The organism is Streptomyces spiralis, assembly GCF_014654675.1.
Classification (GTDB): Bacteria; Actinomycetota; Actinomycetes; order Streptomycetales; family Streptomycetaceae; genus Streptomyces; species Streptomyces spiralis.
Genome location: NZ_BNBC01000007.1, coordinates 33675 through 58405, shown reverse-complemented (window position 1 = coordinate 58405; position 24731 = coordinate 33675). Strand labels below are relative to the sequence as shown.

20 protein-coding genes are annotated in these 24731 nt (G+C 73.9%); 10 read left to right on the top strand and 10 right to left on the bottom strand.

Features of this window, described 5'->3' with window-relative positions; genetic code table 11:
• Positions 1 to 34 precede the first annotated feature (34 nt).
• Positions 35 to 1084, top strand: coding sequence for a hypothetical protein (locus IE318_RS09980; protein WP_030171221.1), 1050 nt, complete (start codon positions 35 to 37; stop codon positions 1082 to 1084).
• On the opposite strand, the gene IE318_RS09975 is transcribed toward IE318_RS09980, so the two are convergent.
• The 3 genes from IE318_RS09975 to IE318_RS09965 are packed head-to-tail and all read right to left on the bottom strand — an operon-like array spanning position 1081 to position 2900.
• Positions 1081 to 1548 (bottom strand): NUDIX hydrolase, encoded by a 468-nt coding sequence (locus IE318_RS09975; protein ID WP_030171218.1) that lies wholly within the window; start codon positions 1546 to 1548, stop codon positions 1081 to 1083. The genes IE318_RS09980 and IE318_RS09975 overlap by 4 nt on opposite strands.
• A 9-nt stretch (positions 1549 to 1557) precedes the next feature.
• Positions 1558 to 2439, bottom strand: coding sequence for a pyridoxamine 5'-phosphate oxidase family protein (locus tag IE318_RS09970; RefSeq protein WP_189898767.1), 882 nt, complete (start codon positions 2437 to 2439; stop codon positions 1558 to 1560).
• Positions 2440 to 2453: 14 nt separating this feature from the next.
• Positions 2454 to 2900 (bottom strand): VOC family protein, encoded by a 447-nt coding sequence (locus IE318_RS09965; RefSeq protein WP_189898765.1) that lies wholly within the window; start codon positions 2898 to 2900, stop codon positions 2454 to 2456.
• 140 nt (positions 2901 to 3040) lie between these two features.
• On the opposite strand from IE318_RS09965, the gene IE318_RS09960 reads away from it, so the two are divergent.
• Positions 3041 to 3580: a CGNR zinc finger domain-containing protein gene (locus tag IE318_RS09960; RefSeq protein WP_030171209.1), complete on the top strand. Its 540-nt coding sequence runs from the start codon at positions 3041 to 3043 to the stop codon at positions 3578 to 3580.
• 207 nt (positions 3581 to 3787) lie between these two features.
• Positions 3788 to 7102 (top strand): S8 family serine peptidase, encoded by a 3315-nt coding sequence (locus IE318_RS09955; RefSeq protein ID WP_189898763.1) that lies wholly within the window; start codon positions 3788 to 3790, stop codon positions 7100 to 7102.
• Between the two features lie 59 nt (positions 7103 to 7161).
• Here the strand turns inward: IE318_RS09955 and IE318_RS09950 are convergent, their stop codons facing one another.
• Entirely contained in the window at positions 7162 to 7965 is an 804-nt protein-coding gene (locus IE318_RS09950; RefSeq protein ID WP_189898760.1) for a hypothetical protein, read from the bottom strand.
• Between the two features lies 1 nt (position 7966).
• Positions 7967 to 8500: an RNA polymerase sigma factor gene (locus tag IE318_RS09945; protein ID WP_030171200.1), complete on the bottom strand. Its 534-nt coding sequence runs from the start codon at positions 8498 to 8500 to the stop codon at positions 7967 to 7969.
• A 348-nt stretch (positions 8501 to 8848) separates the two neighbouring features.
• Between IE318_RS09945 and IE318_RS09940 the strand changes: the two genes are divergently transcribed.
• Entirely contained in the window at positions 8849 to 9865 is a 1017-nt protein-coding gene (locus IE318_RS09940; protein ID WP_189898758.1) for an aspartate-semialdehyde dehydrogenase, read from the top strand.
• A 28-nt stretch (positions 9866 to 9893) separates the two neighbouring features.
• On the opposite strand, the gene IE318_RS09935 is transcribed toward IE318_RS09940, so the two are convergent.
• A complete protein-coding gene (locus IE318_RS09935; protein ID WP_189898749.1) occupies positions 9894 to 10454 on the bottom strand; it encodes a DUF1203 domain-containing protein in 561 nt (186 codons plus the stop codon).
• 113 nt (positions 10455 to 10567) lie between these two features.
• Between IE318_RS09935 and pepN the strand changes: the two genes are divergently transcribed.
• Positions 10568 to 13147 carry an aminopeptidase N gene (gene pepN, locus IE318_RS09930; RefSeq protein WP_189898747.1) on the top strand — a complete coding sequence of 860 codons (2580 nt, stop codon included), beginning with the start codon at positions 10568 to 10570 and terminating at the stop codon, positions 13145 to 13147.
• Positions 13148 to 13243: 96 nt separating this feature from the next.
• On the opposite strand, the gene IE318_RS09925 is transcribed toward pepN, so the two are convergent.
• Positions 13244 to 14752: an FAD-dependent monooxygenase gene (locus IE318_RS09925; RefSeq protein WP_189898745.1), complete on the bottom strand. Its 1509-nt coding sequence runs from the start codon at positions 14750 to 14752 to the stop codon at positions 13244 to 13246.
• Positions 14753 to 14881: 129 nt separating this feature from the next.
• On the opposite strand from IE318_RS09925, the gene IE318_RS09920 reads away from it, so the two are divergent.
• Positions 14882 to 15448, top strand: coding sequence for a TetR/AcrR family transcriptional regulator (locus IE318_RS09920; protein WP_189898743.1), 567 nt, complete (start codon positions 14882 to 14884; stop codon positions 15446 to 15448).
• Between the two features lie 135 nt (positions 15449 to 15583).
• Here IE318_RS09920 and IE318_RS09915 read toward each other — a convergent pair whose 3' ends face one another.
• Genes IE318_RS09915 through IE318_RS09905 form a run of 3 tightly spaced genes read right to left on the bottom strand, consistent with a single transcriptional unit; the run spans position 15584 to position 18576 of the window.
• Positions 15584 to 15847: a hypothetical protein gene (locus IE318_RS09915; RefSeq protein ID WP_030171179.1), complete on the bottom strand. Its 264-nt coding sequence runs from the start codon at positions 15845 to 15847 to the stop codon at positions 15584 to 15586.
• Between the two features lie 47 nt (positions 15848 to 15894).
• Positions 15895 to 18285 carry a 4-alpha-glucanotransferase gene (gene malQ / locus IE318_RS09910; protein WP_189898740.1) on the bottom strand — a complete coding sequence of 797 codons (2391 nt, stop codon included), beginning with the start codon at positions 18283 to 18285 and terminating at the stop codon, positions 15895 to 15897.
• 18 nt (positions 18286 to 18303) lie between these two features.
• Positions 18304 to 18576 carry a hypothetical protein gene (locus IE318_RS09905; RefSeq protein ID WP_030171171.1) on the bottom strand — a complete coding sequence of 91 codons (273 nt, stop codon included), beginning with the start codon at positions 18574 to 18576 and terminating at the stop codon, positions 18304 to 18306.
• Between the two features lie 229 nt (positions 18577 to 18805).
• Here IE318_RS09905 and IE318_RS09900 point away from each other — a divergent pair, with 229 nt between their 5' ends.
• From IE318_RS09900 to IE318_RS09885, 4 genes are all read left to right on the top strand, one after another.
• The gene (locus tag IE318_RS09900) at positions 18806 to 21919 is read left to right on the top strand and encodes a glycoside hydrolase family 84 protein (protein ID WP_189898738.1); all 3114 of its coding nucleotides are present in this window, start codon (positions 18806 to 18808) and stop codon (positions 21917 to 21919) included.
• Between the two features lie 111 nt (positions 21920 to 22030).
• Positions 22031 to 22573 (top strand): PadR family transcriptional regulator, encoded by a 543-nt coding sequence (locus IE318_RS09895; RefSeq protein ID WP_189898736.1) that lies wholly within the window; start codon positions 22031 to 22033, stop codon positions 22571 to 22573.
• Positions 22570 to 23274 carry an ABC transporter ATP-binding protein gene (locus IE318_RS09890; protein WP_189898734.1) on the top strand — a complete coding sequence of 235 codons (705 nt, stop codon included), beginning with the start codon at positions 22570 to 22572 and terminating at the stop codon, positions 23272 to 23274. The genes IE318_RS09895 and IE318_RS09890 overlap by 4 nt, the downstream gene beginning before the upstream one ends.
• Positions 23271 to 24641: an FtsX-like permease family protein gene (locus IE318_RS09885; protein ID WP_189898731.1), complete on the top strand. Its 1371-nt coding sequence runs from the start codon at positions 23271 to 23273 to the stop codon at positions 24639 to 24641. The genes IE318_RS09890 and IE318_RS09885 overlap by 4 nt, the downstream gene beginning before the upstream one ends.
• The last annotated feature ends 90 nt before the right edge of the window (positions 24642 to 24731 follow it).

Here is a 24731-nt window from a genome sequence, read left to right as displayed (position 1 = left end):
TAAAGGGCCGAGCGGACGCGGGAACGTGCCCGGCATGAACCACAACACCCCGCTCTCCCCCCGCCCCCTGAGCCACCTGGCCGAGGCGCACTGCCGGGTCCTGACCGCCGCCCAGCTCCGCGCCCACGGCGTGTCGGCGGCCGAGACCACCGAGCAGTGCCGTACCGGCGGGCCCTGGCAGCAGTTCCTGCCGGGCGTCTTCCTGCTCCACCCCGGCCCGCCGACCAGCGAGGAGCGGCTGCACGCGGTCCTCCTGTACGCGGCACGCCCCCCTGCGCCCCGCAGGGTGCCCGGGGTGCCGGCCCAGCCGACCGCGCAGCAGCCGCACCGGCCGGTGTACGCGGAGGCGGTGATCACCGGGCCGGCCGCGCTCACCCTGCACGGCTTCGCCAACACGCCACCGCTGCTGTCACTGGAGAGGATCGACGTCCTGGTGCCACGGCTGCGCCGGCTGCGCTCGACCGGCTGTGTGCGGATCATGCGCACGGCCGACCTGCCCGTCCCGGAGTCGGTCACGGGTCTGCCGGTGGCCCCGGTGCCGCGCGCCCTGGCGGACGCGGTGGCCGGCCTGGACGACGCGGACACGGTGCGCCGGCTGCTGACGGAGGCGGTGCGCGGCGGGCACTGCGAACCGGCCGCGGTCGTCCGGGAGCTGACGGGCGCGAAACTCCTGACCCGGCCGCATGTGGTGGACGCGGTGGACTCGCTGCTGGCCGAGGGCCGGGCGATCGCCGAGGACCGGCTGTACCGGATGGTCAGGGACTACGGCCTGCCCGACCCGGTGTGGAACGTGGACCTGCGGCTGCCGGGCGGCCCGCACCTGGGCGGCCTGGACGCCTACTGGCCGGACCAGGCGGTCGCCCTGGAGCTGGACACCCGCGCGCCCCGGGCGAACGACGACGCCGAGTGGTCGGAGTACGCCCGCAAGCGCGAGCACCTGGAACGCCTGGGCATCACGGTCGTCCACATCACCCCCAGGAAGCTGCGGGACACACCGGACCAGCAGGCCACGGTGGTCCGCACCGCCCTGATGGCGGCGGCCGACCGCGACCCGGCGGCGTATGTCGTGGTGCTGCCGCGCTAGTGCGGCTGCCGTGGTGCCGCCGCCACCCGGCCCGCGGCGGGTCGCTCGCGCCACAGGCGCAGTCCGACGTCGACCAGCCCGACCCGCTCGAGGCCGGGCACCGCCTCCAGCGGGTGCCAGGCCGCCATGTCGGTCGAGCCGCCCGTCTCGTGGCGCAGCTCGCCGCCGGTGACCCGGCCCTCGTAGACGATGCGCAGGCCGTGGAAGTCGGCCTGGGCGCCGAGGGGGCGCGGGTAGGTGCGGCGGATGGAGTCGAGGCCGAGGAGGAAGACCGGTTCGACGGTGTAGCCGGTCTCCTCCTCGGCCTCGCGCACCACGGTGTCGTAGGGGTCCTCGCCGTGCTCCATGCCGCCGCCCGGCAGGGTCCACCGGCGGGCGCCGTCGCGCGCGACCCAGCGGGCCAGCAGCATCCGTCCGTCCCGTACACACACGGCGTAGGCCGCCACCCGCAACTCCTCACGCATGTGGAGACGTTACGGCACCCTCGGGTTGGCCGGTGAGTATTCCGGCGGAGCCCAGCGCAGCGGCACCGCCCCGTCGGTCGCCGCCACCCGGGTCACGGTGAAGCGGACCCGGCGTTCCCCGTCCGCCCCGAACTCCGTGCGCGCGTCGCCCGTCAGCTGCAGCGCCGCCCCGCTCGTCCAGTCCAGGAACAGCAGGCCCGCCCGGGGGTCGGCGGCGAGGTTGCCCAGAGTGAGGAACATGGAGTTGCCCGGGTAGTCGCGCCAGAGCAGTTCGCGCGGCGAGAGCACCCGGACGAAGCCGGGGTTGCCGCCGCGGTGACTGGCGTCGGCGCCGTGCGCGTGCACGGTGGCCAGGAAGAAGGTGTCGGCGGCGGCCACGAAGTCCTGCTGCCGTGCCGTCAGTTCGGTACCTCGGAGCACCTCTCCCGGGGTGCGGTCGACCGTCTCGTAGGACTCCCTGCGCTGCAGGTACTTCGGGCAGTTGGAGAAGACCTGGTCCGCCTCGACCACGAAGCCTCGCGGGGTGGGGTGCAGGCGGCCGTTCACGCGCATGCGGCGGCGGGTGCGCGGGTCGAGGGCGATGGTGCCGACGTGGGTGCCGTCCGTCGCGAGTGCCCCCGCCAGCGGGTCGCCGGGGCGCACCCCGCCGACGACCGACATCCGGTGCGGGCCCGTGGCCCGGACGAAGCCGGGGGCGCCGGTGAGCGGCGAGGCCCACACCCTGCCGGTCTCGGGGTCGGCCGCGCCGAGGACGAGCAGCGGCTGGAGTTCGAGGAAGGCGGCGGCGACCGGTTTGATGCCCCGGCCGACGGACCGGCCCACATGGTCGGCCGCCTCGCGCGCCCCGACCCGGTCCTGAACGGTGCGCGAACCGGCGTGATAGATCCCCATGGCGACCGCCATGTCTAGAAGAACCCGCAGGTCGGGGCCGACTCGTGCGGGGCCGGCGCGCCCTCGGCGCCCTCCGCCACGGAGATCTCCAGGCGGGTGCCGTCGGGGTCGTGGAAGAAGATCCCTCCCGAGGCCGCGCCCTCCCGGTGGGCCACCACTCCCTCGTGCTGGAAGTCCACGCCGTAGGCGCGCAGGGCCGCCTCGTACTCCCCGACCCGCTCGATCGACTCGGCCGCGAAGGCGAGGTGGTGCAGTCCGGGGCGGCCGCCGTCGTAGCCCCCCTCCGCCTGCTGCCAGAGGGTGAGCACCGGCTGGTCGCCGCCGTCGCCGAGGAACGCGAACCGCCTGCCCTCCTCCTTGCCCTCCGCGAGCAGTGCGAAGCCGAGCACGTCCCGGTAGAAGGCGAGCGAGCGGTCGAGGTCGGTGACGTTCAGGCCGATGTGGCCGGTGCGCAGGGACATGGGGTGCCTCCTTCGGGCAGCGGCTGCGGCGGTCGGCCGACAGCCACACGGCTAACCTTTCATGAGCTATTTAAGGGTTAGTATCGGAGCGTGTCAACCGGTCACATACACTTGAGCGGTTAGCACGGAAGGAGCCCCGGATGCCCACCGCCCCCGACCCCCGACCGCTCACCGGCGAGCCGCTCGCGCTCGACCTGCTCAACACGCGCTGGAACCGGGAAGGGGCCACCCAGGATCTGCTCGCCGACACCGACGGGCTGGCGGTGTGGCTGGCCGCCAACGGGCTGGACGACCGGTACGCGCCCGAGGAGGCCGTGCTGCGGCATCTGCTCCAGGCCCGGGACGCCCTCAAGGCGGTCGTGGACGGGCCGGCCGAGGAGGGCGCGCCGCTCGTGGACGCCGTGCTCGCGCACGGGCGGATCCGGGCCGGGCTCACCGCCCAGGGCCCTGTCGAGCGGCCGGAGTTCGGCGATCCGTCGTGGGGGCCGGCCTGGCTCGCCGCCCGGAACTACCTCGAACTGCTCGCCACCGCGCCGGACCGGATCCGGATGTGCGCCCACGAGGCGTGCGTCCTGCACTTCTTCGACACGTCAAGAAACGGAACGCGCCGCTGGTGCTCCATGGCCGCCTGCGGCAACCGTGCGAAGGCGTCCCGCCACTATGCGCGGTCGCGCTCCTGAAACACCGCACGGTATAGGGGAGTTCGCACAGGTGTGTCCCTGCTGACGCATGGCGGAAGTACGCCATGCGTCCATCCCGCCACGGTCAACTCTCCCCAAACATCTTTCCCTTGGGTAAAGCTGAGCGATCGTCCGGCTCCGAAATCCGGACGACCGCGATCGAACCCGATCGCATCTCGCTAATTCCTTTACCAACAAGGGATGCCGATGACCTCCGATCCCCAGCGCGCCCCGCTCCCGGGCACGAGACGCCTTGCCCGCACGGCCGTGGCCGCCGGCGTGGTGGCCGCGCTCTGCGCGGCCGGGCCGATACCCCTGGCCGCCGCCGCCCAGGGCGGTCCCGCCCCGTCCGACCCGGCCGTCAAGTCGGCGAGCGCCAAGCTCGGTTCGGACGACGCCGACCTGCTCGCCGCCGCCAAGGCCGACGGCACCAAGAACGTCACAATGATGATCGCGACCGCGCCGGGACAGACCGAGCAGGTCGCCGAGCAGCTCGACGCGGTCAAGGGCGGCTCCGTGGGCCGCACCTACGACAAGCTCGGCTACGTCCGCGCCACCGTGCCCACCGGACAGGCGGACGCGGCGATCACCGCCGCCGAGAAGCTGTCCTCGGTGCACGCCATCGACCTGCGCCAGGAGATCCCGCTCGACGACCCGACACCGGCCGCGGACACCGCGAAGGGCGCCACGACCGCCCGCGGCACGAGCGGGACCACCTACTCCGGGCCCGACCGGAACACCCCCGCCGAGAACCCGTACAACCCGTCCTTCGAGACGGGCGCCGTCGACTTCGTGAAGCAGAACCCGAAGGCGGACGGCCGCGGCGTCACCATCGGCATCCTCGACTCGGGTGTGGACCTCGGCCACCCGGCGCTGCAGAAGACCACCACCGGCGAGCGCAAGATCGTCGACTGGGTGACCGCGACCGACCCGATCATCGACGGCGACGCCACCTGGCGTCCGATGGTCAGCGCGGTCTCCGGCCCCGAGTTCACCTACGGCGGCCAGTCCTGGAAGGCCCCGGCGGGCTCGTACCAGATCAGCACCTTCAAGGAGTCCTCGACCGCGGGCGGCGACGCGAAGGGCGACGCCAACCGCGACGGCGACACCACCGACTCCTGGGGCATCCTCTACGACGCGGCGGCCGGCACGGTCCGCGTCGACCTGGACAACGACAACGACTTCACCGACGACGAGCCGATGAAGCCGTACAAGGACGGCTTCCAGATCGGGTGGTTCGGCACCGACGACCCGAAGACCGACGTGGCCGAGCGGCAGCCGTTCGTCGTGCAGATCCGCAAGGACGTGCCGATGGACCCCTACGGCGGGTCCTGGGTCGGCAAGAAGGCCGACTTCGTCAACATCGGCGTGATCGAGTCCGAGCACGGCACCCACGTCGCCGGCATCACCGCCGCCAACGGCCTGTTCGGCGGGAAGATGAGCGGCGCGGCCCCCGGCGCGAAGATCGTCTCCTCCCGTGCCTGCACCTGGACCGGCGGCTGCACCAACGTCGCCCTCACCGAGGGCATGATCGACCTGGTCGCCAACCGCGGGGTCGACATCGTCAACATGTCCATCGGCGGCCTGCCCGCGCTCAACGACGGCAACAACGCGCGCGCCGAGCTCTACACGCGTCTCATCGACACCTACGGCGTCCAGCTGGTGATCTCCGCGGGCAACTCCGGCCCCGGCGCCAACACCATCGGCGACCCGGGCCTGGCCGACAAGGTGATCTCCGTCGGCGCGTCGGTCTCCAAGGAGACCTGGGCGGCCAACTACGGCTCGGTCGTGAAGACGCCCTACGCGATGATGCCGTTCTCCTCGCGCGGCCCGCGCGAGGACGGCGGCTTCACGCCGACGCTGACCGCGCCGGGCGCCGCGATCAACAGCACCCAGACCTGGCTGCCCGGCTCCCCGGTCGCCGAGGCGGGCTACTCGCTGCCGGCCGGCTACTCCATGCTCCAGGGCACCTCGATGGCCTCCCCGCAGGCCACGGGCGCCTCGGCGCTGCTGCTGAGCGCCGCGAAGCAGCGGCATCTGGACCTCACCCCGGCGGACCTGCGCACCGCGCTGACCTCGACCGCCCACCACATTCCGGGTGTCCAGGCCTACGAGGAGGGCGCCGGCCTCATCGACGTCGTGGACGCCTGGACGGCGATCCGCCTCGGCGCCACCGCCCACGACTACACGGTCAAGGCCCCCGTCGACACCGCGATCGACTACGCGCTCAAGACCCCCGGCTTCGGCACCGGCCTGTACGACCGCGAGGGCGGCCTGAAGGCGGGCCAGAAGAAGACCTACGACGTCACGGTCACCCGCACCTCGGGTCCGGACAGCCCGGTCTGGCACACGCTGCGCCTGGTGAACAACGCGGGCGACACCTTCCGCGTCGTCGGCTCGCCGCTGGTGCGGCTCCCGCTGAACCAGCCGGTCACCGTCAAGGTGCAGGCCGCGCCGCGCTCCGCCGGTCTCAAGAGCGCGATCCTCCAGGTCGACGACCCGTTCACGGCCGGGATCGACAAGCAGATCCTCGCCACGGTCGTGGTGGCCGACCCGGTCGCCTACGCCTACTCGGACTCCGGTTCGGTGCAGCGCAACAGCACCCGCTCCTACTTCCTGACCGTGCCCGAGGGCGCGAAGTCGCTGGAGGTGGCGATCGGCGGGCTGAAGGACAAGAGCCAGACGCGGTTCATCGCCGTCCACCCCTACGGCGTCCCGGTCGACAACACCTCGACCCCGTACTGCTACAACAACTACCTCGACGGCAACGGCTGCAAGCCCGACGTGCGGTCCTACGCCGACCCGCAGCCGGGTGTGTGGGAGGTCGAGGTCGAGGCGCGCCGCACCTCGCCGCTGCTCGACAACCCCTACACGCTGGACGTCACCGTCCTCGGCGCCTCCTTCGACCCCGAGACGGTGACCGTCCCCGAGGCGAAGGCCGGCACGCCGGCCACCGCCTCCTGGAAGGTGACGAACAACTACGCGGCCCTGGACGGCAAGCTGGTCGGCGGCCCGCTCGGCTCCGCCGAGTCCGCCCGGCCCACCATCGCCGGCGGTGAGAAGCGGACCACGACGGTGACCGTCCCCGAGGGCGCCAAGTCCCTCGACGTGGCCATCGGCAACGTCTCCGACAAGTCGGCCGACCTGGACCTGACGGTGTACGACGCGAGCGGCAAGCAGGTCGCCCAGTCCGCGGACGGCGACTCCGAGGAAGCGGTCTCCCTCGCCCGGCCCGCCGCCGGGACGTACACGATCGAGGTGGCCGGTTACTCGGTGCCGTCCGGTTCCACCGCGTACGACTACCGGGACGTGTTCTTCTCCGCCGCGCTCGGCACCGTGACGGTCGACGACTCGGCCGCGGTGAAGCTGGGCACCGGCGACTCCGCGACGGTCACCGGGAAGGTCACGGCCGCCGCCGAGGCGCCCGAGGGCCGTGAGTTCTTCGGCCAGGTGCAGCTGGTGAACGCGCGCGGCACGGTCGCGGGTCTCGGCAGCGTGCAGATCGAGAAGGTCGTGCCGTAGGCGGCGGCGCACACGGCCCGGGCGGGCGCTCGCCGATGCCGGCGGGCGCCCGCCCTTCGTCAGTCGGACGACCCGTCACCCTGGTCGCACGTGAGCGTGCGGGACTCCTTGAGCCCTTCCAGGATCCAGGCGCGGTCCCGGGCGATCCCCTGCTCGCCCGTGCTCCAGATGTCCGGGCTGCTCGCATGCCGCGGGATGGCCACGAGGACCCGGTCACCGGTCCGCAGGCGCGGCGAGACGTCGCGGTCCATCAGAAAGGTGACCTGGTCGGGTCCCGTCCGCGGCTTGTAGCGGCGCTCCACGGCGAGCCCGATCCGATCCTGCCCGGTGCCGGGCTCGGGGTCGACCCGGGTGACCGTGCCCTCGACGATCAACCGCGCGCACGCCACGTATCCCCCGGCGGTGACCTTCGCGTCACCGCTCGCGGAATCGGCGGCCCCGCCGGCCGACTCGGCCCCGGTCCCGCTCACGGCCAGAAGCCGCCCCAGCCCGAACACCCCGCAGACGACGAGGGCCGCCAGCAGGGAGCCCACCACGGCCCTCCGCCCCCGCCGCGCCCGAAGGGGCGCCCCCGGCCGACCCGGAGGGCCGCCCGCCGGGCGGCGGCCGGCGGGCGCGCCGCTGCCGGGACGCGGCACCGGTTCCGCACCGATGTCCTCACCGATGTCCTCACTGATGTCCGCGCCGACGAGCGTGTCCGCGATGGACGCGAGCCGGCGGCGGAGTTCGGTGAGGTCGGTGCGGGCCGCGTGGTAGTCGGTCAGGTAGTCGGCGTCCGAGGAGGCCGGTGGTTCGTCCAGGATCGCGGCCAGCAGGGGGTCCGGCTCGCACGGGTCGTCGGCCCGCGTGCGTTCGGCGGTCATGTCACACCACCTCGTCCTCGTGCAGCCGTTCGCGCAGGGCGCGGACGGCGGTGTGCAGCCGGCTCTTGACCGTGCCCTCGGGGACGCCCAGCTGTTCGGCGATCATCCGTACGGGCAGGTCGGCGTAGAAGCGCAGGACCAGCACCTGGCGCTGGGCCTCGGGCAGCTCGTCCAGGCCCCGGGCGACGGCGAGGGACAGCAGCCTGGTGTCCTCGCCCGAGGGGTGTTCCCCCTGCCGCAGCGAGGCCAGCCGCTCGCCCAGGCGCTCCTGGCGGCGCTTGGCGCGGTGCCAGTCCATGGCGAGGTTGGAGGCGACGACCGCCGCCCACGCCGACACGTCCCGCGGCGGCTCCTGGCCGCTCGCGGTGCGCTCCAGCAGCCGCAGGCGGACCTGCTGCACCCCGTCCGGCAGGTCCGCCTGCGGCACCCCGCCGAGCGCGAGCACCGCCCGCACCCGGCGTTCCTGGGCCGCGTCCAACGGATCGTCGGCGCCGTGGCCCGTCTCCCGGCCGCGGCGCGCCCTTCTGCGCAGCACACGCCCCTCCCCTCCCGCCCTTGCGTCCATGCGTCTCCCCTACGACGCCGCAGCCGCCCGGAACGTTCGGCGCCGGCGCCACGAGGCGTACATCACATCGCCGTATGCGCCAGGGACGGCCGGGCAGACACGGGGCAGCACAGCTTGCGGCGCGGGGGCCTCGCCGGGTGAATTTCTGCAGTTCGGACGGGGTGGACGCCGCAGGACCGCGACCGAGGGACGGACGGGCTCGTCCCATTCCTCGGGCGCGGCACGCAAAGAATTGGACACGTGGACCGGGGTCGGCCGCATCATGGAAAGGCCTCGGCCGAGCGCATACGCACGCACAGCACACCAGAGGGAGTCACCGTGAGGGTCGGAATCGTCGGAGCCACCGGTCAGGTCGGCACGGTCATGCGCAGGATCCTCACGGAACGCGACTTCCCGGTCACCGAGCTGCGCCTGTTCGCCTCGGCCCGCTCGGCGGGGACGATCCTCGACGGCGTGACCGTGGAGGACGCCTCGCAGGCCGACTACACCGGCCTGGACATCGTGCTGTTCTCGGCGGGCGGCGCGACCTCGAAGGCGCTGGCCGAGAAGGTCGCCTCCCAGGGCGCCGTGGTGATCGACAACTCCTCGGCCTGGCGCCGGGACCCGGACGTGCCGCTGGTGGTGGCCGAGGTCAACCCGCACGCGATCGCGAACCGCCCCAAGGGCATCATCGCCAACCCGAACTGCACCACGATGGCCGCGATGCCCGTGCTGAAGCCGCTGCACGAGGAGGCGGGGCTCCAGGCGCTGGTCGTCGCCACCTACCAGGCGGTGTCCGGCTCGGGTCTGGCGGGCGTGGCCGAGCTGCACGGGCAGACGCAGAAGGTCGTCGCGGACGCCGACAAGCTGACCCACGACGGCGCGGCGGTGGACTTCCCCGAGCCGTCCGTCTACAAGCGCCCGATCGCCTTCAACGTGCTGCCCTACGCGGGCAACCTCGTCGACGACGGTCTGAACGAGACCGACGAGGAGCAGAAGCTCCGCAACGAGTCCCGCAAGATCCTGGAGATCCCGGAGCTGAAGGTCTCCGGCACCTGCGTGCGCGTGCCGGTCTTCTCGGGTCACTCCCTCCAGGTCAACGCCCGCTTCGCCCGCCCGATCAGCCCGGAGCGCGCGACCGAGCTGCTGGGCGGCGCCCCGGGTGTCGCCCTCTCCGACATCCCGACCCCGCTCCAGGCGGCCGGCCAGGACCCGTCCTACGTCGGCCGTGTCCGCCGCGACGAGACGGTGGACAACGGCCTGGCCCTGTTCATCTCCAACGACAACCTCCGCAAGGGCGCGGCCCTGAACGCGGTACAGCTCGCGGAGCTGGTGGCGGCGGAACTCAAGGGCTAGTCCCTGCCTCAGGGGGTAGTCCCTGCCCTCAGGGCTGGTCCCTGCGCACCTCGTAGAGGAAGCAGCCGTACTCGACGGCCCGGACGTGGACCAGTGCCACGGCCGGGTCGTCGAACGCTTCCGTGATGGCCGCCTCGAACGCGGCGGGGTCCCCCTCGTCCCCCGCGCCCCCTTCGTTCCCCTCGACCAGCCGTCCGCCGAGGATGCGGCCGTCGGCCGAGTAGCGGCGGACGGTGCGGTGGGCGTTGGTGAAGGGGAGTCCGCCGCCGTCCGGCCCCGGGCAGTCCTCCGCGTGGATGAACACCGGGCCCTGTTCGTCGTACGCCCCCGGCGTGGCCCCGGTCCGGCTCGCCCAGCGGCGCAGGGGCGCGTACGAGACGAGCGCGATCCGCTCCCCCGGCTCGCTCCTGCGCAGGCAGCAGCGCAGGGGCGCGCCGCCCTCGGTGTCGGTGAACGGGGCCGCCGGACGCCCGGCGTCGTCGCGTTCCCGCAGCTCCTTCAGCGCGGCGGGGGTGATGGGCCGCGCCGGGTACGCGGTCGTGGCGGTCTGCACTGTCTTCGCTGTCTTCGCTGTCGTCGTGGTCGTCATGCCTCCAGGCTCACGCCCGAACGGCGTTTTCACCGGCGGTATCCGGACATCGCCTTCCGCGCGACTCCCGTGGAAGGATGACCGCACCCACACACCACGAGGGAGATGACCGCGTGCCTGGCACAAACCTGACTCGCGAAGAGGCGCAGCAGCGGGCGAAGCTGCTCACCGTTGACTCGTACGAGGTCGATCTCGACCTCTCCGGCGCGCAGGAGGGCGGCACCTACCGGTCCGTGACCACGGTGCGCTTCGACGTCGCCGAGAACGGCGGCGCCTCCTTCATCGACCTGGTCGCGCCGACCGTCCACGAGGTGACCCTCAACGGCGACACGCTCGACCCGGACGAGGTCTTCAAGGACTCCCGGATCGCGCTGCCGGGTCTGCTCCAGGGCCGCAACATCCTGCGGGTCGTCGCCGACTGCGCGTACACCAACACCGGTGAGGGCCTGCACCGCTTCGTCGACCCCGTGGACGACCAGGCGTACCTGTACACGCAGTTCGAGGTGCCCGACGCCCGCCGCGTCTTCGCCTCCTTCGAGCAGCCGGACCTGAAGGCCACCTTCCAGTTCACCGTGCGGGCCCCCGAGGGCTGGACGGTCGTGTCGAACTCGCCGACCCCCGAGCCCCGGGACAACGTCTGGGTGTTCGAGCCGACGCCGCGCATCTCGACGTACATCACGGCGCTGATCGTCGGCCCGTACCACTCGGTGCACAGCGTGTACGAGAAGGACGGGCAGTCGGTGCGGCTCGGTATCTACTGCCGGCCCTCGCTCGCCGAGTTCCTCGACGCGGACGCGATCTTCGAGGTCACCCGGCAGGGCTTCGACTGGTTCCAGGAGAAGTTCGACTTCGCCTACCCGTTCGAGAAGTACGACCAGCTGTTCGTGCCGGAGTTCAACGCGGGCGCGATGGAGAACGCGGGCGCGGTCACCATCCGCGACCAGTACGTCTTCCGGTCCAAGGTGACCGACGCGGCGTACGAGATGCGCGCGGAGACGATCCTGCACGAGCTGGCCCACATGTGGTTCGGCGACCTGGTCACCATGGAGTGGTGGAACGACCTGTGGCTGAACGAGTCGTTCGCCACCTACACCTCCATCGCCTGCCAGGCGCATGCGCCGGGCTCGCGCTGGCCGCACTCGTGGACGACGTTCGCCAACTCCATGAAGACCTGGGCGTACCGGCAGGACCAACTGCCGTCCACGCACCCGATCATGGCGGAGATCCGCGACCTGGACGACGTCCTCGTCAACTTCGACGGCATCACCTACGCCAAGGGCGCCAGCGTGCTCAAGCAGCTGGTGGCGTATGTCGGGATGGACGAGTTCTTCCGGGGCGTGCAGGCGTACTTCAAGCGGCACGCCTACGGCAACACGCGCCTGAGCGACCTGCTGGGCGCCCTGGAGGAGACCTCCGGCCGCGACCTGAAGACCTGGTCGAAGAAGTGGCTGGAGACGGCCGGGATCAATGTGCTGCGGCCGGAGATCGAGACCGACGCCGACGGCGTCATCACCTCCTTCGCCATCCGCCAGGAGGCCCCCGCCCTGCCCGCCGGCGCCAAGGGCGAGCCCGTGCTGCGTCCGCACCGCATCGCGGTCGGCCTGTACGACCTCGACGAGGCGAGCGGCAAGCTGGTGCGCGCCGCCGACGGCCGGATCGAGCTGGACGTGGACGGCGAGCTCACCGCCGTGCCGCAGCTGGCCGGCCGGCGCCGCCCGGCGGTGGTCCTGCTCAACGACGACGACCTGTCGTACGCCAAGGTCCGCCTGGACGAGCAGTCGCTGGCCTTCGTCACCGAGCACCTGGGCGACTTCGCGTCGTCGTTGCCGCGCGCGCTGTGCTGGGCGTCGGCCTGGGACATGACCCGGGACGCGGAGCTGGCCACCCGCGACTACCTGTCGCTGGTGCTGTCCGGGATCGGCAAGGAGTCGGACATCGGCGTGGTGCAGTCGCTGCACCGCCAGGTGAAGCTGGCGATCGAGCTGTACGCCGACCCGGCCGCCCGCGACGCCCTGCTCGCCCGCTGGACGGAGGCCACGCTGGCCCATCTGCGTGCGGCCGAGGGCGGCGGCGACCACCAGCTGGCGTGGGCGCGCGCCTTCGCGGCGACGGCCCGCACGCCGGAGCAGCTGGACCTGCTGGAGGGCCTGCTGGACGGCTCGCAGTCGATCGAGGGCCTGGCGGTGGACACCGAGCTGCGCTGGGCGTTCGTGGAGCGGCTGGCGGCGGTCGGCCGGTTCGACGAGCCGGAGATCGCGGGCGAGTACGCCCGGGACAAGACCGCGGCCGGCGAGCGGCACGCGGCCACCGCGCGGGCGGCCCGCCCGACGCCGGAGGCCAAGGCGGACGCCTGGGCGTCGGTCATCGACTCCGACAAGCTGCCGAACGCCGTCCAGGAAGCGGTCATCGCGGGCTTCGTCCAGACCGACCAGCGCGAGCTGCTGGCGTCGTACACCGAGCGGTACTTCGAGGTGGTCAAGGACATCTGGGACGCCCGCTCGCACGAGATCGCCCAGCAGATCGCGGTCGGCTTCTACCCGGCGATCCAGGTGTCCGAGGACACTCTGCGCAGGACCGACGAGTGGCTGGCCTCCGCCGAGCCGAACGCGGCCCTGCGCCGGCTGGTGTCGGAGTCGCGGGCGGGCGTCGAGCGGGCGCTGAAGGCCCAGGCGGCGGACGCCGCGGCCGGCTGACGCCCGGCGCTGCGGGTATCTGTACGTACGGCGCCGAGGGGCGCCCGGTCGAGCACCGGGCGCCCCTCGGCGTACCGCCCCTCGCCGTACGGCACTTCAGCCCACGTGGGTGGCGAGCGCGGCCTCGATCGCGTCGTCGTCGGCCGAGTCCGCGGCCCAGGCCACGTAGCCGTCGGGGCGGACCAGCAGGGTGGTGCGGCGGTCGCTCGCCCAGCGCGCCGCGGTCAGCCGGGCGGCGCGCTCCGGCCCGACCTCGTGGGCCCGCGGCCCCACCAGCACGAACCGGCCGCCGCGCAGGGCCTCGTAGAGCCGGCCGCCGTCGGCGAGGGCGAGGTCCGGGACGCGGGCGCCGACGAGGCGGTGGGAGCCGCGCGGGGCCGCGTAGTGGAACCCGACGCCGGTGATCTGGCCGGCCGCCTTGCGACGAGCCGGGCCGCAGATGCCGAGGAAGGTGACCAGGGCGGCCCGCAGGGCCAGGGTCCAGGGGCGCTTGGCCATGGCGAGGCGGACGATGCCGCCGCTGCTGCGCAGGACGGCCCTGCCGACCGGGTGGCGTTCGGCCTGGTAGGTGTCGAGGAGCGCCTCGGAGGCGTGGCCGGTGACGACCTGGACCAGCTTCCAGCCGAGGTTGGCCGCGTCCTGGAGGCCGGTGTTCATGCCCTGGCCGCCGGCCGGGCTGTGGACGTGGGCGGCGTCGCCGGCGAGGAAGACCCGGCCGACCCGGTAGGCGGGGGCCTGGCGCTCGTCGCTGTGGAAGCGGGAGATCCAGCGGGCGTCGTGCATGCCGAAGTCGCGGCCGAGGGCGAGCCGGGTGATCTCCCTGACCTCGTCGAGGTCGACGGGCGCGTGGTCGGGGACGTTCCGGCCGCGGTGCCAGCAGATCACGCGGTGGTAGCCGTCGCCGAAGGGCGCGAGGAACGCGAAGGCGTCCCCGGCGGCGTTCACGGTCAGCAGGGTCTCGGGCGGCTCGGCGAGCCGCACGTCCGCGAGCACCACGGAACGGATCACCGAGTGCCCCGGGAACGGCAGTCCGATCGCCTCGCGCACCCGGCTGCGCATCCCGTCCGCGCCGACGACGTACGCCGCCCGCAGCGGCTCGGTGCGTCCGTCGGGCCCCTGGACCTCGACCGTGACGCCGTCCGCGTCCTGGGTCAGCCCGGTCACCTCGGTCTCGTGGCGGAAGTCCACGCCGGCCTTGACCGCGCGCCGCTCCAGGACCTCCTCCACCTCGTACTGCGGGAGGACGAGCACATGGTTGAACCGGGAGGGCAGGGCGGTGAGGTCGATGGAGAGCCGGCCGAAGAGCCGCAGCCGGCCGAGGGGACGGCCGACGGCCTCCAGGTCGTCGGCCAGGCTCCGCGAAAGAGGTGCGCGCGAAGCGCGTCCGTTGAGGGTGGTGGTGGGCGACGGGCGGGCGTCCAGTTGCTCGAGGCTGCGGGCGTGCAGGACGAAGGCGCGGGAGAGGTTGCTGATCCGGTGCGGGCGCTTCTCGACGAGGGTGACGCGGACACCGGCGGTGGCGAGGTCGCCCGCCAGGAGGAGCCCGGTGGGGCCGGCGCCGACGACGATGACGGTGGGGGCGGTGTTTCCCTTGGTGCCGGTCATGGTGGCCTCCTGCATGTCAACGCTCGTTGGCCAACGCTTGTAGGTCAACGCTTGTAGGCAACAGTAGGCCCGGCACCCCGCGACGGTCAACACTTGTTGGCCCACGAATGTTGGCCTACGCTCGTTGGCATGCCTGTGAACCCGTCGCGCCGCTCCGACGCCACCCGTACCGCCATCCTCGAAGCCGCCCGCGCACGGTTCGCCGCCGACGGGTACGAACGGGCCACCATCCGGGCGATCGCCAGGGACGCGAAGATCGACCCGTCGATGGTCATGCGGTACTACGGCAACAAGGAGGGCCTGTTCGCGGCGGTCGTCTCCCCCGACCTGCGCCTGCCGGACGTCGCCTCGCTGCCCCGCGAGGAGGTCGGCCGGGCGCTGGTCTCGCACTTCCTGCGGATGTGGGAGGAGAACGGGGAACTCACGGCGATCCTGCGCGTCGGCGTCACCAATCCGGCCGGCGCCGAGCGGTTGCAGAAGGTGTTCAAGGACCAGCTGCTGCCGGTCGCGGAAGCGGTGTGCCCGGATCCCGGGCAGGTGCCCGAGCGGGCCGCGCTGGTCGTCTCGCAACTGCTGGGGCTCGCCCTCACCCGCTACGTGCTGCGGCTTCCGGCCGTCACCGCCCTGGCACGCGAGGACATCGTCGCCTGGCTGGCGCCCACGGTGCAGCGGTACCTGACCGCGGCGCGCCCCTGAGGGGCGCACGCTCCCGGAAACGCGCCGAGGGCGCCCTCCTCGCCGACGTACGGCGATGCGTACGTACGGCGGGGCGGGCGCCCTCGGCGAAGAAGCGGAGAAGCGTAAGAGGCGCGGAACCCGGTGGGTCCTCGGTCAGGCCTTGGCCCGGACGTTCACGTCGTGGCCGGTCTCCGGCTTGCGGGACTTGTCCAGGGCCATGACCAGGCCGGCGATGACCAGGAACAGCACGAGCGGGATACCGACGAAGATGCCCAGCGTCTCGGCGACGCTCAGCCCCGGGCCGGGGTCGTCACCGTCGTCGCGGGCCACCGCGAGCGCGGGGGACGACATGAGCAGCATCATCAGCGTCGTACCGGCCGCCAGGGTGCCGGCGCGCAGGGCGTTCTTCTTGTCCACGGTGCCAACGTAGCGAACGCCGGAACGCGGCGCGCGTCCGGGGTGCCCTATGCGCCGCTCCGTGAGTCCCCGCCGCCCGCCCGCGCACGGTCTTCTTCCCCTGCTCCTCCCGCTCCTCCCGTCTCCTCTCCCCGCACCCCCGCGCGCAGCACGTCCGTCAGCGCGTGCAGGCGGGGGGAGGCGGCCAGGTCCTCCAGGGTCAGCGGGCGGCCCTCGGCGTCGGCGACGGGCAGACGCCAGTTCGGGTACTGGTCCCAGGTGCCGGGGAGGTTCTGCGGGCGGCGGTCGCCGACGGTGTCCGGCAGCCAGAGGCCGATCATGCGCGCGGGGGTGCGCAGCAGGAACCGGTGGACGGCCTGGATCTCCGCCTCCTCGTCGGCCGCGCAGTGGCCGCCGCCCGTGCCCCGCAGCAGCCCCAGTGCGGCCAGCAGCGCCAGCCACTCGCCGGTGTCCGCGGCGGCCTCCGCGCGCTCCTGCTCCAGCGGGCGGGTGAGCAGGCCGAGGCGGTGGCGCAGCTCGACGTGCTCGCCGGTGAGGCGGGCGGCGGTGGACGGCAGGTCGTGGGTGGTGGCGGTGGCCAGGCAGTCGGCCCGCCAGCGTTCGGGCGGCAGCGGGCGGCCGTCGCCCTCCCAGTCCCGTTCGAACCACAGCACGGACGTGCCGAGCACTCCGCGCCGGTCCAGGGCTTCGCGCACGCCGGGCTCGACGGTGCCCAGGTCCTCGCCGATCACCACGGAGCCCGCCCGCGCGGCCTCCAGCACCAGGATCGCGAGCATGGCCTCGGCGTCGTAGCGGACGTACGTGCCCTCCGTGGGCGGGCGGCCCTGCGGCACCCACCACAGCCGGAACAGGCCCATCACATGGTCGATGCGCAGGGCGCCCGCGTAGTGGAAGAGGGCGCGCAGCAGACGGCGGAAGGGCGCGTAGCCGGATCCGGCGAGGCGGTCGGGGCGCCAGGGGGGCAGGCCCCAGTCCTGGCCGCGCGCGTTGAAGGCGTCCGGTGGGGCGCCGACCGACATGCCGGCCGCGAAGTGGTCCTGCTGCGCCCAGGCGTCGGCGCCGCCGGGGTGCACGCCGACGGCGAGGTCGTGCACGATCCCGATCGGCATGCCGGACTCGCGGGCGGTGCGCTGGGCGGCGGCGAGCTGTGCGTCGGTGAGCCAGGCGAGGCGCGAATGGAAGTCGACGCGGTCCATGAGTGCGGCGCGGGCGCGCGCGGTCTCGGCGGAGCGCGGATCCCTCAGGCCCTCGGGCCACCGGCTCCAGTCCGAGCCGTGCACCTCCGCCAGGGCGCACCAGGTGGCGTGGTCCTCCAGGGCCTGGCCCTCCCGGGCGAGGAAGTCGGCGTAGGCGGCACGGCGGCCGGGGCCGAGCGGCACCCGGAGCACCGGTTCCAGTGCCTCGCGCTTCAGTTCCCACACCGCGTCCCGGTCGATCAGGGCTCCCTTGCCGAGGACGGCGGCGCGCAGCCGCTCGGCCCGCTCCAGCAGGGCGCGCAGGCGCTCGCGGTCGGCGTCGTCCGTGACGTAGGCGAACTCGGGGACGTCCTCGACGCGCAGGTGCACGGGGTCCGGGAAGCGGCGCGAGGAGGGCCGGTAGGGGGAGGGGTCGGTGGGCGCGCCGGGCACGCCCGCGTGCAGCGGGTTGACCTGGACGAACCCGGCGCCCAGCGAACGTCCCGCCCAGGCGCTCAGCTCGGCCAGGTCGCCGAGGTCGCCCATGCCCCAGGAGCGGTGGGAGAGGAGGGAGTACAGCTGGACGAGCAGCCCGTAGGTGCGTCCGGAGGGGGTGGGCAGCCGGGGCGGGGCGACGATCAGATGGGCCTCGCCGGTACGGCCGTCGGGGGCGGTGGCGGTCAGCCGGTGGACGCCCGGTGGCAGGTCGCGGTCCACCGTGGAGCGGGTCTCGCCCTGCTCGGTCTCGACGCGCAACCGGGTCCCGGGCGGCAGCCCGGAGAGAACGGCGGCAAGGCTCGTCTCCCGGCCGGGCGAGCCCTTGTCCGGGCGCCTGGCTGTCGAACTTACGTCCGCTTCTTGTACGCCCGTCCCGCGATCCGACGCGCCCGTGTCACGGCCCTGGGTGCCCCGGTACCGTGCGCCGGCCTCACGGTCCAGGTCGCCGGTGTCGCCGATGTCGCCCGTGTCGTGGCCGCCGGGGACGTCCGTGTCCCGGCTCCCGGGCCCGTCGTCGTTCCAGCAGACCACCGTGGGCGGGAGCAGTCGCTGCGCCAGGTGCCCCTCGCGGGCGGTGAGTGCGGCGCGGGTGGCCTCGGGCGTGCTCGCGTCGACGTCCAGGGCGGCCAGGGCCGCGACGACCGCGGCGGCGGAGGCGGCCACCGTACGGCCCGGCGAGGGGCTGTAGGAGGTGGCGACGCCGTGCAGCACGGCGAGCCGGGTCAGCTCATCGTCCGGAGGTTCGGCCGACCGTGGCGCAGTCATCCATAACTCCCGCAACTCCTAGTACTCCGCGCCGCTGGGGTCCGGGTCGGCGGCGGACTCGCTGGTCAGAGGAGCGGCCTCGGCGAGCGGCGGTTCGCTGGTCAGCGGCTCGGCGTCGGGCAGCGGCGGCTCGCTGGTCAGCGGCGGCTCGGCGCGGGCGCCCTCCGCGCTGAACACGTCCAGGTGGGCGTCGTCGGCGGCCGGCACCGGGTACGGGACCGGTTCCGCCGAGGGTTTGGACAGGGCCGTGTCGGACAGGGCCGGGAGCAGAAGGTGAGCGGGTGCGGACACGGTGGTCTCCTCGTCGAGTGCGGCACAGTGCGGATTACCGCAGCCCTACCCAGTGCACGCGACGGCAGACGTACAACGCCGGACGACATGCCGTGGGTCACATTCCGCTTTCTCCAGGGTGGGGCAAACTCGGCACAGCGGCCACTCTCATTGACACCCGTCCCCGCCGAGTGGTGGGCTCGGTGCTCCTCGACACCGCCGTGGGAATCCGAGCGACGAAGGAGGGGCCGTGCAGGTTCGGCGCGGAAAGGGGGCGGTCGCACTCGCGTTCGCCGTCGTCGCCGGGACCCTCACGGCCGCGCCGGCGGCCGTCGCGGCGCCACCGGCCCCGGGCACCAGCCCCGACACCGGCACCACCCCGGACACCGGCACCAGCGTGGGAACCGGCACCGGCCCGAGCGCCTCCCCCGTCTCCGCCTCCCAGGGCGTCGCCGTCTGGCCCCGCCCCCAGTCCCTGCGCTCCACCGGCGGGGCGGTCACGGTCACCGACCGGGTCGCCCTGGTCGCCGATCCGACGGCGGACCCGTACGCCCTCGACGCGCTGCGCGCGCTGCTGCGCGGGGCCGGGGCCCGGACGGTCACGGACCTCGGCGCGGCGGACCCGGTCCCGGCGGGGGCCCTGGTGGTCCGGGCCGGCACCGAGCGGCCGCACGGCGATCCGCACCGTGCACTGCCCGCCGGCGGCTACCTCCTCACCGTCGGCCACGACCGCGCTCACGCGTCCACCGGGAGCGGCGCCGCCGCCGTGACCCTCACCGGCGCCGGCGAGGACGGCCTGTTCCACGCCGTGCAGACGCTGCGGCAGCTGGTCCGCGCCGACGGCACGATCCCCGGCGTCTCGGTCCGGGACTGGCCCGGCACCGCCGTGCGCGGCACCACCGAGGGCTTCTACGGCACCCCGTGGACGCACGAACAGCGGCTCGCGCAGCTGGACTTCATGGGACGCACCAAGCAGAACCGCTACCTGTACGCCCCCGGCGACGACCCCTACCGCCAGGACCGCTGGCGTGAGCCGTACCCGGCGGCGCAGCGGGCGGCCTTCCGCGAGCTGGCCGAGCGGGCGCGCCGCAACCACGTCACGCTCGCCTGGGCGGTGGCGCCCGGCCAGTCCCTGTGCTTCGCCTCCGACGCCGACGTGCAGGCGCTCACGCGCAAGCTGGACGCGATGTGGGCGCTGGGGTTCCGGGCCTTCCAGCTGCAGTTCCAGGACGTCAGCTACAGCGAGTGGCACTGCGGCGCGGACCCGGACCGGTTCGGGTCCGGCCCCGAGGCGGCGGCGCGGGCCCAGGCGCGCGTCGCGAACGCGGTGGCCCGGCACCTGACGGAGCGCCATCCGGGCGCCGTACCGCTGTCGTTGATGCCGACGGAGTTCTACGAGGACGGCACCACCCCCTACCGGCAGGCGCTGGCGGGCGAGCTGGACGAGTCGGTGCAGGTGGCCTGGACGGGGGTGGGCGTGGTGCCCCGGACCATCACGGGCGGCGAACTCGCCGAGGCCCGCGAGGCGTTCGGGCATCCGCTGGTGACCATGGACAACTACCCGGTGAACGACTACGCCGAGGACCGGATCTTCCTCGGCCCCTACACCGGCCGGGAACCGGCGGTCGCGAACGGCTCGGCCGCCCTGCTCGCCAACGCCATGCAGCAGGCCGAGGCCTCCCGCATCCCGCTGTTCACCGCGGCCGACTATGCCTGGAACCCGCGCGACTACCGCCCGGAGGAGTCCTGGCGGGCGGCGATCACCGACCTCGCGGCGGGCGACGCACGGCGGGAGCGGGCCCTGTCGGCGCTGGCCGGGAACGACGCCTCCTCCGTCCTCGGCGGCACCGAGTCGGCGTATCTGCGCCCGCTGATCGCGGCCCTGTGGCGGGCGCGCACGACGACGGACCGCGCGGCGAACGAGGCCGCCGAGGAGCGGCTGCGCACCGCCTTCACCGAGATGGGCCGGACACCCGGCGCGCTCGCCGCCGACCACGGCCTCGCCACGGAAGTCGCCCCGTGGTCGGAGCAGTTGGCCCGCTACGGCGCGGCGGGCACGGCCGCGCTCGACATGCTGCGCGCCCAGCGCACGGGCGACGCGGCCGGCGCCTGGGCGGCGTACCGCACGCTCGGCCGGCTGCGGGACGAGGCCGGGCGCGCCGGGGTGACCGTCGGCAAGGGCGTGCTGGATCCCTTCCTCGACCGGGCGCGGCAGGCGTACGAGGCCTGGGCGGGCCTGACCGGGCAGACGGCCGCCGGCGACCGGGCCCGGAGCGAGGACGGCTCCGCGGTGGTGCGGCTGCCGCGCCCCCATCCCCTCAGCGCCGTGACCGTGCTGACGGACCCCGGGACCGGCGGGACCGTCGAGGCGCACGTCCCCGGAAGGGGCTGGCAGCGCGTCGGGGCGCTGGCGGACCAGGGCGCCACGGAACTGACGGTCGGACAGCTCCCGGCCACCGGCGGCAGCGCACCCACCGGCACGACGACGCGACCGCCGGCCCTCTGGCCGCCCCGGCCGCCGTCCTCGGGCCCGGTCTCGGGCGCGTGGACGCGTCCGCCGGCCGTCGCCGGCCCGGCCGCGGGCACGCCCGTCGACGCCGTCCGCGTCACCGGCCCCGCGCCCTCCCGGGTCCGTCATGTGGTCCCGTGGTTCGCCGACACGCCCGCCGCCGGTCTGGAGCTGCCGCGCCCGCGGACGGACGCGGAGATCGGCGGCACCGAGCGGCTGACCGCCCGGCTGGCCGCGCACGGACCCGCGGACGTGCACGGCAAGGTCACCGTGGAGGCTCCCGGCGGCATCGAGGTCCACGTCCCGGCCGCCGCGCTGACGGTGCCGCGCGGCACCGAGGTCGACGTACCCGTCGAGGTGACCGTGCCACCCACCGCGCCCACCCGGTCCTACGACGTCCGCGTCACCTTCGCCGGAGTCACCCGCACGCTCACCGTCCGCGCCTTCCCGCGCACCGCCGGGGCCGACGTGGCCCGTACCGGAACCGCGCGTTCGTCCGGTGACGAGACGCCCGACTTCCCGGCGTCCGCCGCCAACGACGGCGACCCGGGGACCCGTTGGTCGTCCCCCGTCGACGACGGCGCCTGGTGGCAGGTGGAGCTGGCCCGTCCGGTACGGCTGGGCCAGGTGGTCCTGCACTGGCAGGACGCGTACGCGTCGGCCTACCGGATCCAGGTCTCCGCGGACGGCCGCCGCTGGCGCACCGCCGCCTCGGTGACGGACGGCCGGGGCGGCCGGGAGACGGTGCGGATGGACGAGCGGGACGTGCGCTTCGTCCGCGTCCAGGGCCAGAAGCGGGCCACCGCGTACGGCTATTCCCTGTGGTCGGTGGAGGCGTACGCGGTGGCGGACTGAGGCGTACGCGGCACGCGGCACGGGAGTTCCCTCAGTACCTTCCGGGTTTTCGGCTGGTTTTCCGTCCGCCACTATTCACTCAGTACATGTATGCAGTACATACTGATCTCCATGAGCACCCGACACATCCTGCTGGGCCTGCTCGCCAAAGGTCCGAGCCATGGCTACGACCTCAAGCGACGCCACGACGAGCACTTCCCGCAGGCCCGTCCGCTGGCCTACGGGCAGGTGTACACGACCTTGCAACGGCTGGTCCGCGACGGTCTCGCGGAGGTGGCCGGCACGGACGCCGACGGCGGACCGGAGCGGACGCTGTACCGCCTCACAGAGGACGGCGCCCGGGAGGCGACCGACTGGGCCGGACAGGTCACCCCGCCCGCGCCGTACGTGACGAACGAGATCTTCGCCAAGGTCGTCGTCGCGATCCTCACCGACGGCGACCCGGCCTCCCATCTGCTCGCGCAGCGCGCCGCCCACATGGAACGGATGCGCGAACTGACCACGCTCAAGACCGCTCCGGGCACCGAACTGGCGACCGTGCTGGCCGCGGACTACGCCCTCAACCACCTCGACGCCGACCTGCGCTGGATGACCACCACCCAGGCCCGGCTCACCACTCTGACCGCTGTGACCGTGGAGGCCGACCGAGCATGAGCAATCGACCGGAACCCCTTGTGGTGGCCCGTGACCTCGTCAAGGCGCACGGCAGGACCCCGGCGCTGCGCGGGGCCGGCCTGGACCTCGGCGCGGGCGAGATCGTCGCCGTGACCGGCCCGAGCGGCAGCGGGAAGTCCACGCTGCTGCACTGCCTGGCGGGCATCGCCTCCCCCGACGAGGGCTCGGTGACGTACGCCGGGGAGCGCGTCGACACCCTGCCCGAGCGGCGGCTGAGCGAGCTGCGCCGCACCGAGTTCGGTGTGGTGTTCCAGTTCGGCCAGCTGATCCCGGAGCTGACGGCCCTGGACAACGTGGCACTGCCACTGATGCTGGCCGGGACCGCGCGGGGGGCGGCCCAGGAACGGGCGGCCGACTGGCTGGAACGGTTCGGCGCGGGGGAACAGCGGGGACTGCGGCCCGGGGAGCTGAGCGGCGGCCAGGCGCAGCGGGTGGCGCTGGCGCGGGCGCTGGTGACCGGCCCGAGGGTCGTCCTCGCGGACGAGCCGACGGGGGCGCTGGACTCGCTGGCGAGCGAGCAGGTGATGGCGGCGCTGGTGCGCACGGCCCGGGAGACGGGCGCCGCGGTGCTGGTGGTCACGCACGACGCCCAGGTGGCGGCGTACGCGGACCGTGAGGTGCGGCTCCAGGACGGCGTGACGCAGGACGGCGTGACGGCGGGGCTGGAGGTGCACGCGTGAGGACCGATCTGCGGCTGGCCTGGCTGCTCGTACGGGGATCCGACCGGCAGGAGTGGTGGCGGATCGCTCTCACGGCGGTGGGGGCGATGTGCGCGACGGGGCTGGGACTGGCGGCGGCCGCGCTCGCCTCGGTGCGCGGGCACTACTCCTTCTCCTTCGGCCACGGCCTGCTGGACGACCCCGGCGAGCGCTCCGGGGTGATCGTCGCGCTGTCGCTCCTGCTGGTTCCGGTGCTCGGCTTCCTCGGCCAGTGCACCCGGATCGGCGCGGTGCACCGGGACCGGCGCGCGGCCGCACTGCGGCTGGCGGGCACGGAGCCGGGCCGGGTCCGGCGGATCGTCGCACTGGAGACGGGCCTGGCCTGTCTGCTGGGCTCGGTGCTCGCCACCTCGGTCGCGGTGCCGGTACTGCTGGGTGTGTGGCAGCGGCCGCCGGCCCTGGCCTGGGCCGGGACCGCGCTGGTCGCGGTGGGCGTGCCGGTGCTGGGCACGGCGGCCGGAGTGCTGGCGCTGCGCCGGGTGATGACCTCGCCGCTCGGATGGGTGCGGCGCAGCCGGCCCCGGACCGGGCGGGGGCCGGGGCTGACGTTCCTCGGCGCGCTGCTGGTCGTGGTCGTGGCGGCGCCGCTCGCCGTGGCCAGTACGTCCGCCGGTACCACCGGATCGCGCCATGACCTCGGGCCGCTCGTGGTGTTCGCGGCGCTGCTGGCGGTCGGTGTGGGCACGGTGTGGCTCATGGGCACCCTGTCCGGGCTGACCGGGCGGCTGCTCGCGGCCCGGACCGGCTCTCCCGCGGTGCTGATCGCGGCCGAGCGGCTGCGGGACGACCCGTGGGCGGCGGCCCGCGCGCATGCGGCGGTGCTGCTGGTGACGGTCGTCGGAACCGGGTTCGTGGGGGTACGGCAGGTGCTGCTGGCCGACCTGGAGGACAGGCGCCGCCAGGGCTCGCTCGCTGCGGACACGGCCTTCTACACCACCGGCGTGAACCTGACGGCCGCGGCGATCGGGCTCGCCCTGGTGTTCGTCCTCGTCGCGCTCGCCGTCGGCACCGCCGAGTCCCTCGCCACCCGGCGCCGGGGCCTGGCCGCCCAGGTCGCCGCCGGGGTGCCGCGGGCGGTGCTCGCCCGCGCACTGCTGCTGGAGACCGCGCTGCCGCTGGCCCCGGCCACCCTGGTGGCGGGCGCGGGAGGGTCGGCGATCGGCATCGCCTACGCCCGGGTGGCGTCCGACGGCTCCACCGGCTGGTCGGTGCCGTACACGGCCCTGCTGGTCCCGGCCGGTGTGTACGCCGCCTGTCTGCTGGCCGCCACGGCCTCCCTGCCGCTGCTGCGGCGCTCGGTACGGCCGGGGGAGCTGCGGTACGCCTAGGGCGTGTCTCGTCGATCCGGCCTGATCGACGAGACGCCCCCCAGGGGTGTCTGCCGGACAGGACCTGGGCCTGTCCGGCAGGTCCCCGGC

Coding starts and splice junctions, on each gene's coding strand:
- IE318_RS09950 (WP_189898760.1), bottom strand. CDS start 7,965: ATGACCGCCGAACGCACGCGGGCCGACGACCCGTGCGAGCCGGACCCC.
- malQ (WP_189898740.1), bottom strand. CDS start 18,285: ATGACTGCGCCACGGTCGGCCGAACCTCCGGACGATGAGCTGACCCGG.
- IE318_RS09965 (WP_189898765.1), bottom strand. CDS start 2,900: ATGTCCCTGCGCACCGGCCACATCGGCCTGAACGTCACCGACCTCGAC.
- IE318_RS09975 (WP_030171218.1), bottom strand. CDS start 1,548: ATGCGTGAGGAGTTGCGGGTGGCGGCCTACGCCGTGTGTGTACGGGAC.
- IE318_RS09935 (WP_189898749.1), bottom strand. CDS start 10,454: ATGACGACCACGACGACAGCGAAGACAGCGAAGACAGTGCAGACCGCC.
- IE318_RS09895 (WP_189898736.1), top strand. CDS start 22,031: ATGAGCACCCGACACATCCTGCTGGGCCTGCTCGCCAAAGGTCCGAGC.
- IE318_RS09920 (WP_189898743.1), top strand. CDS start 14,882: ATGCCTGTGAACCCGTCGCGCCGCTCCGACGCCACCCGTACCGCCATC.
- IE318_RS09890 (WP_189898734.1), top strand. CDS start 22,570: ATGAGCAATCGACCGGAACCCCTTGTGGTGGCCCGTGACCTCGTCAAG.
- IE318_RS09960 (WP_030171209.1), top strand. CDS start 3,041: ATGCCCACCGCCCCCGACCCCCGACCGCTCACCGGCGAGCCGCTCGCG.
- IE318_RS09970 (WP_189898767.1), bottom strand. CDS start 2,439: ATGGGGATCTATCACGCCGGTTCGCGCACCGTTCAGGACCGGGTCGGG.
- IE318_RS09955 (WP_189898763.1), top strand. CDS start 3,788: ATGACCTCCGATCCCCAGCGCGCCCCGCTCCCGGGCACGAGACGCCTT.
- IE318_RS09925 (WP_189898745.1), bottom strand. CDS start 14,752: ATGACCGGCACCAAGGGAAACACCGCCCCCACCGTCATCGTCGTCGGC.
- IE318_RS09980 (WP_030171221.1), top strand. CDS start 35: ATGAACCACAACACCCCGCTCTCCCCCCGCCCCCTGAGCCACCTGGCC.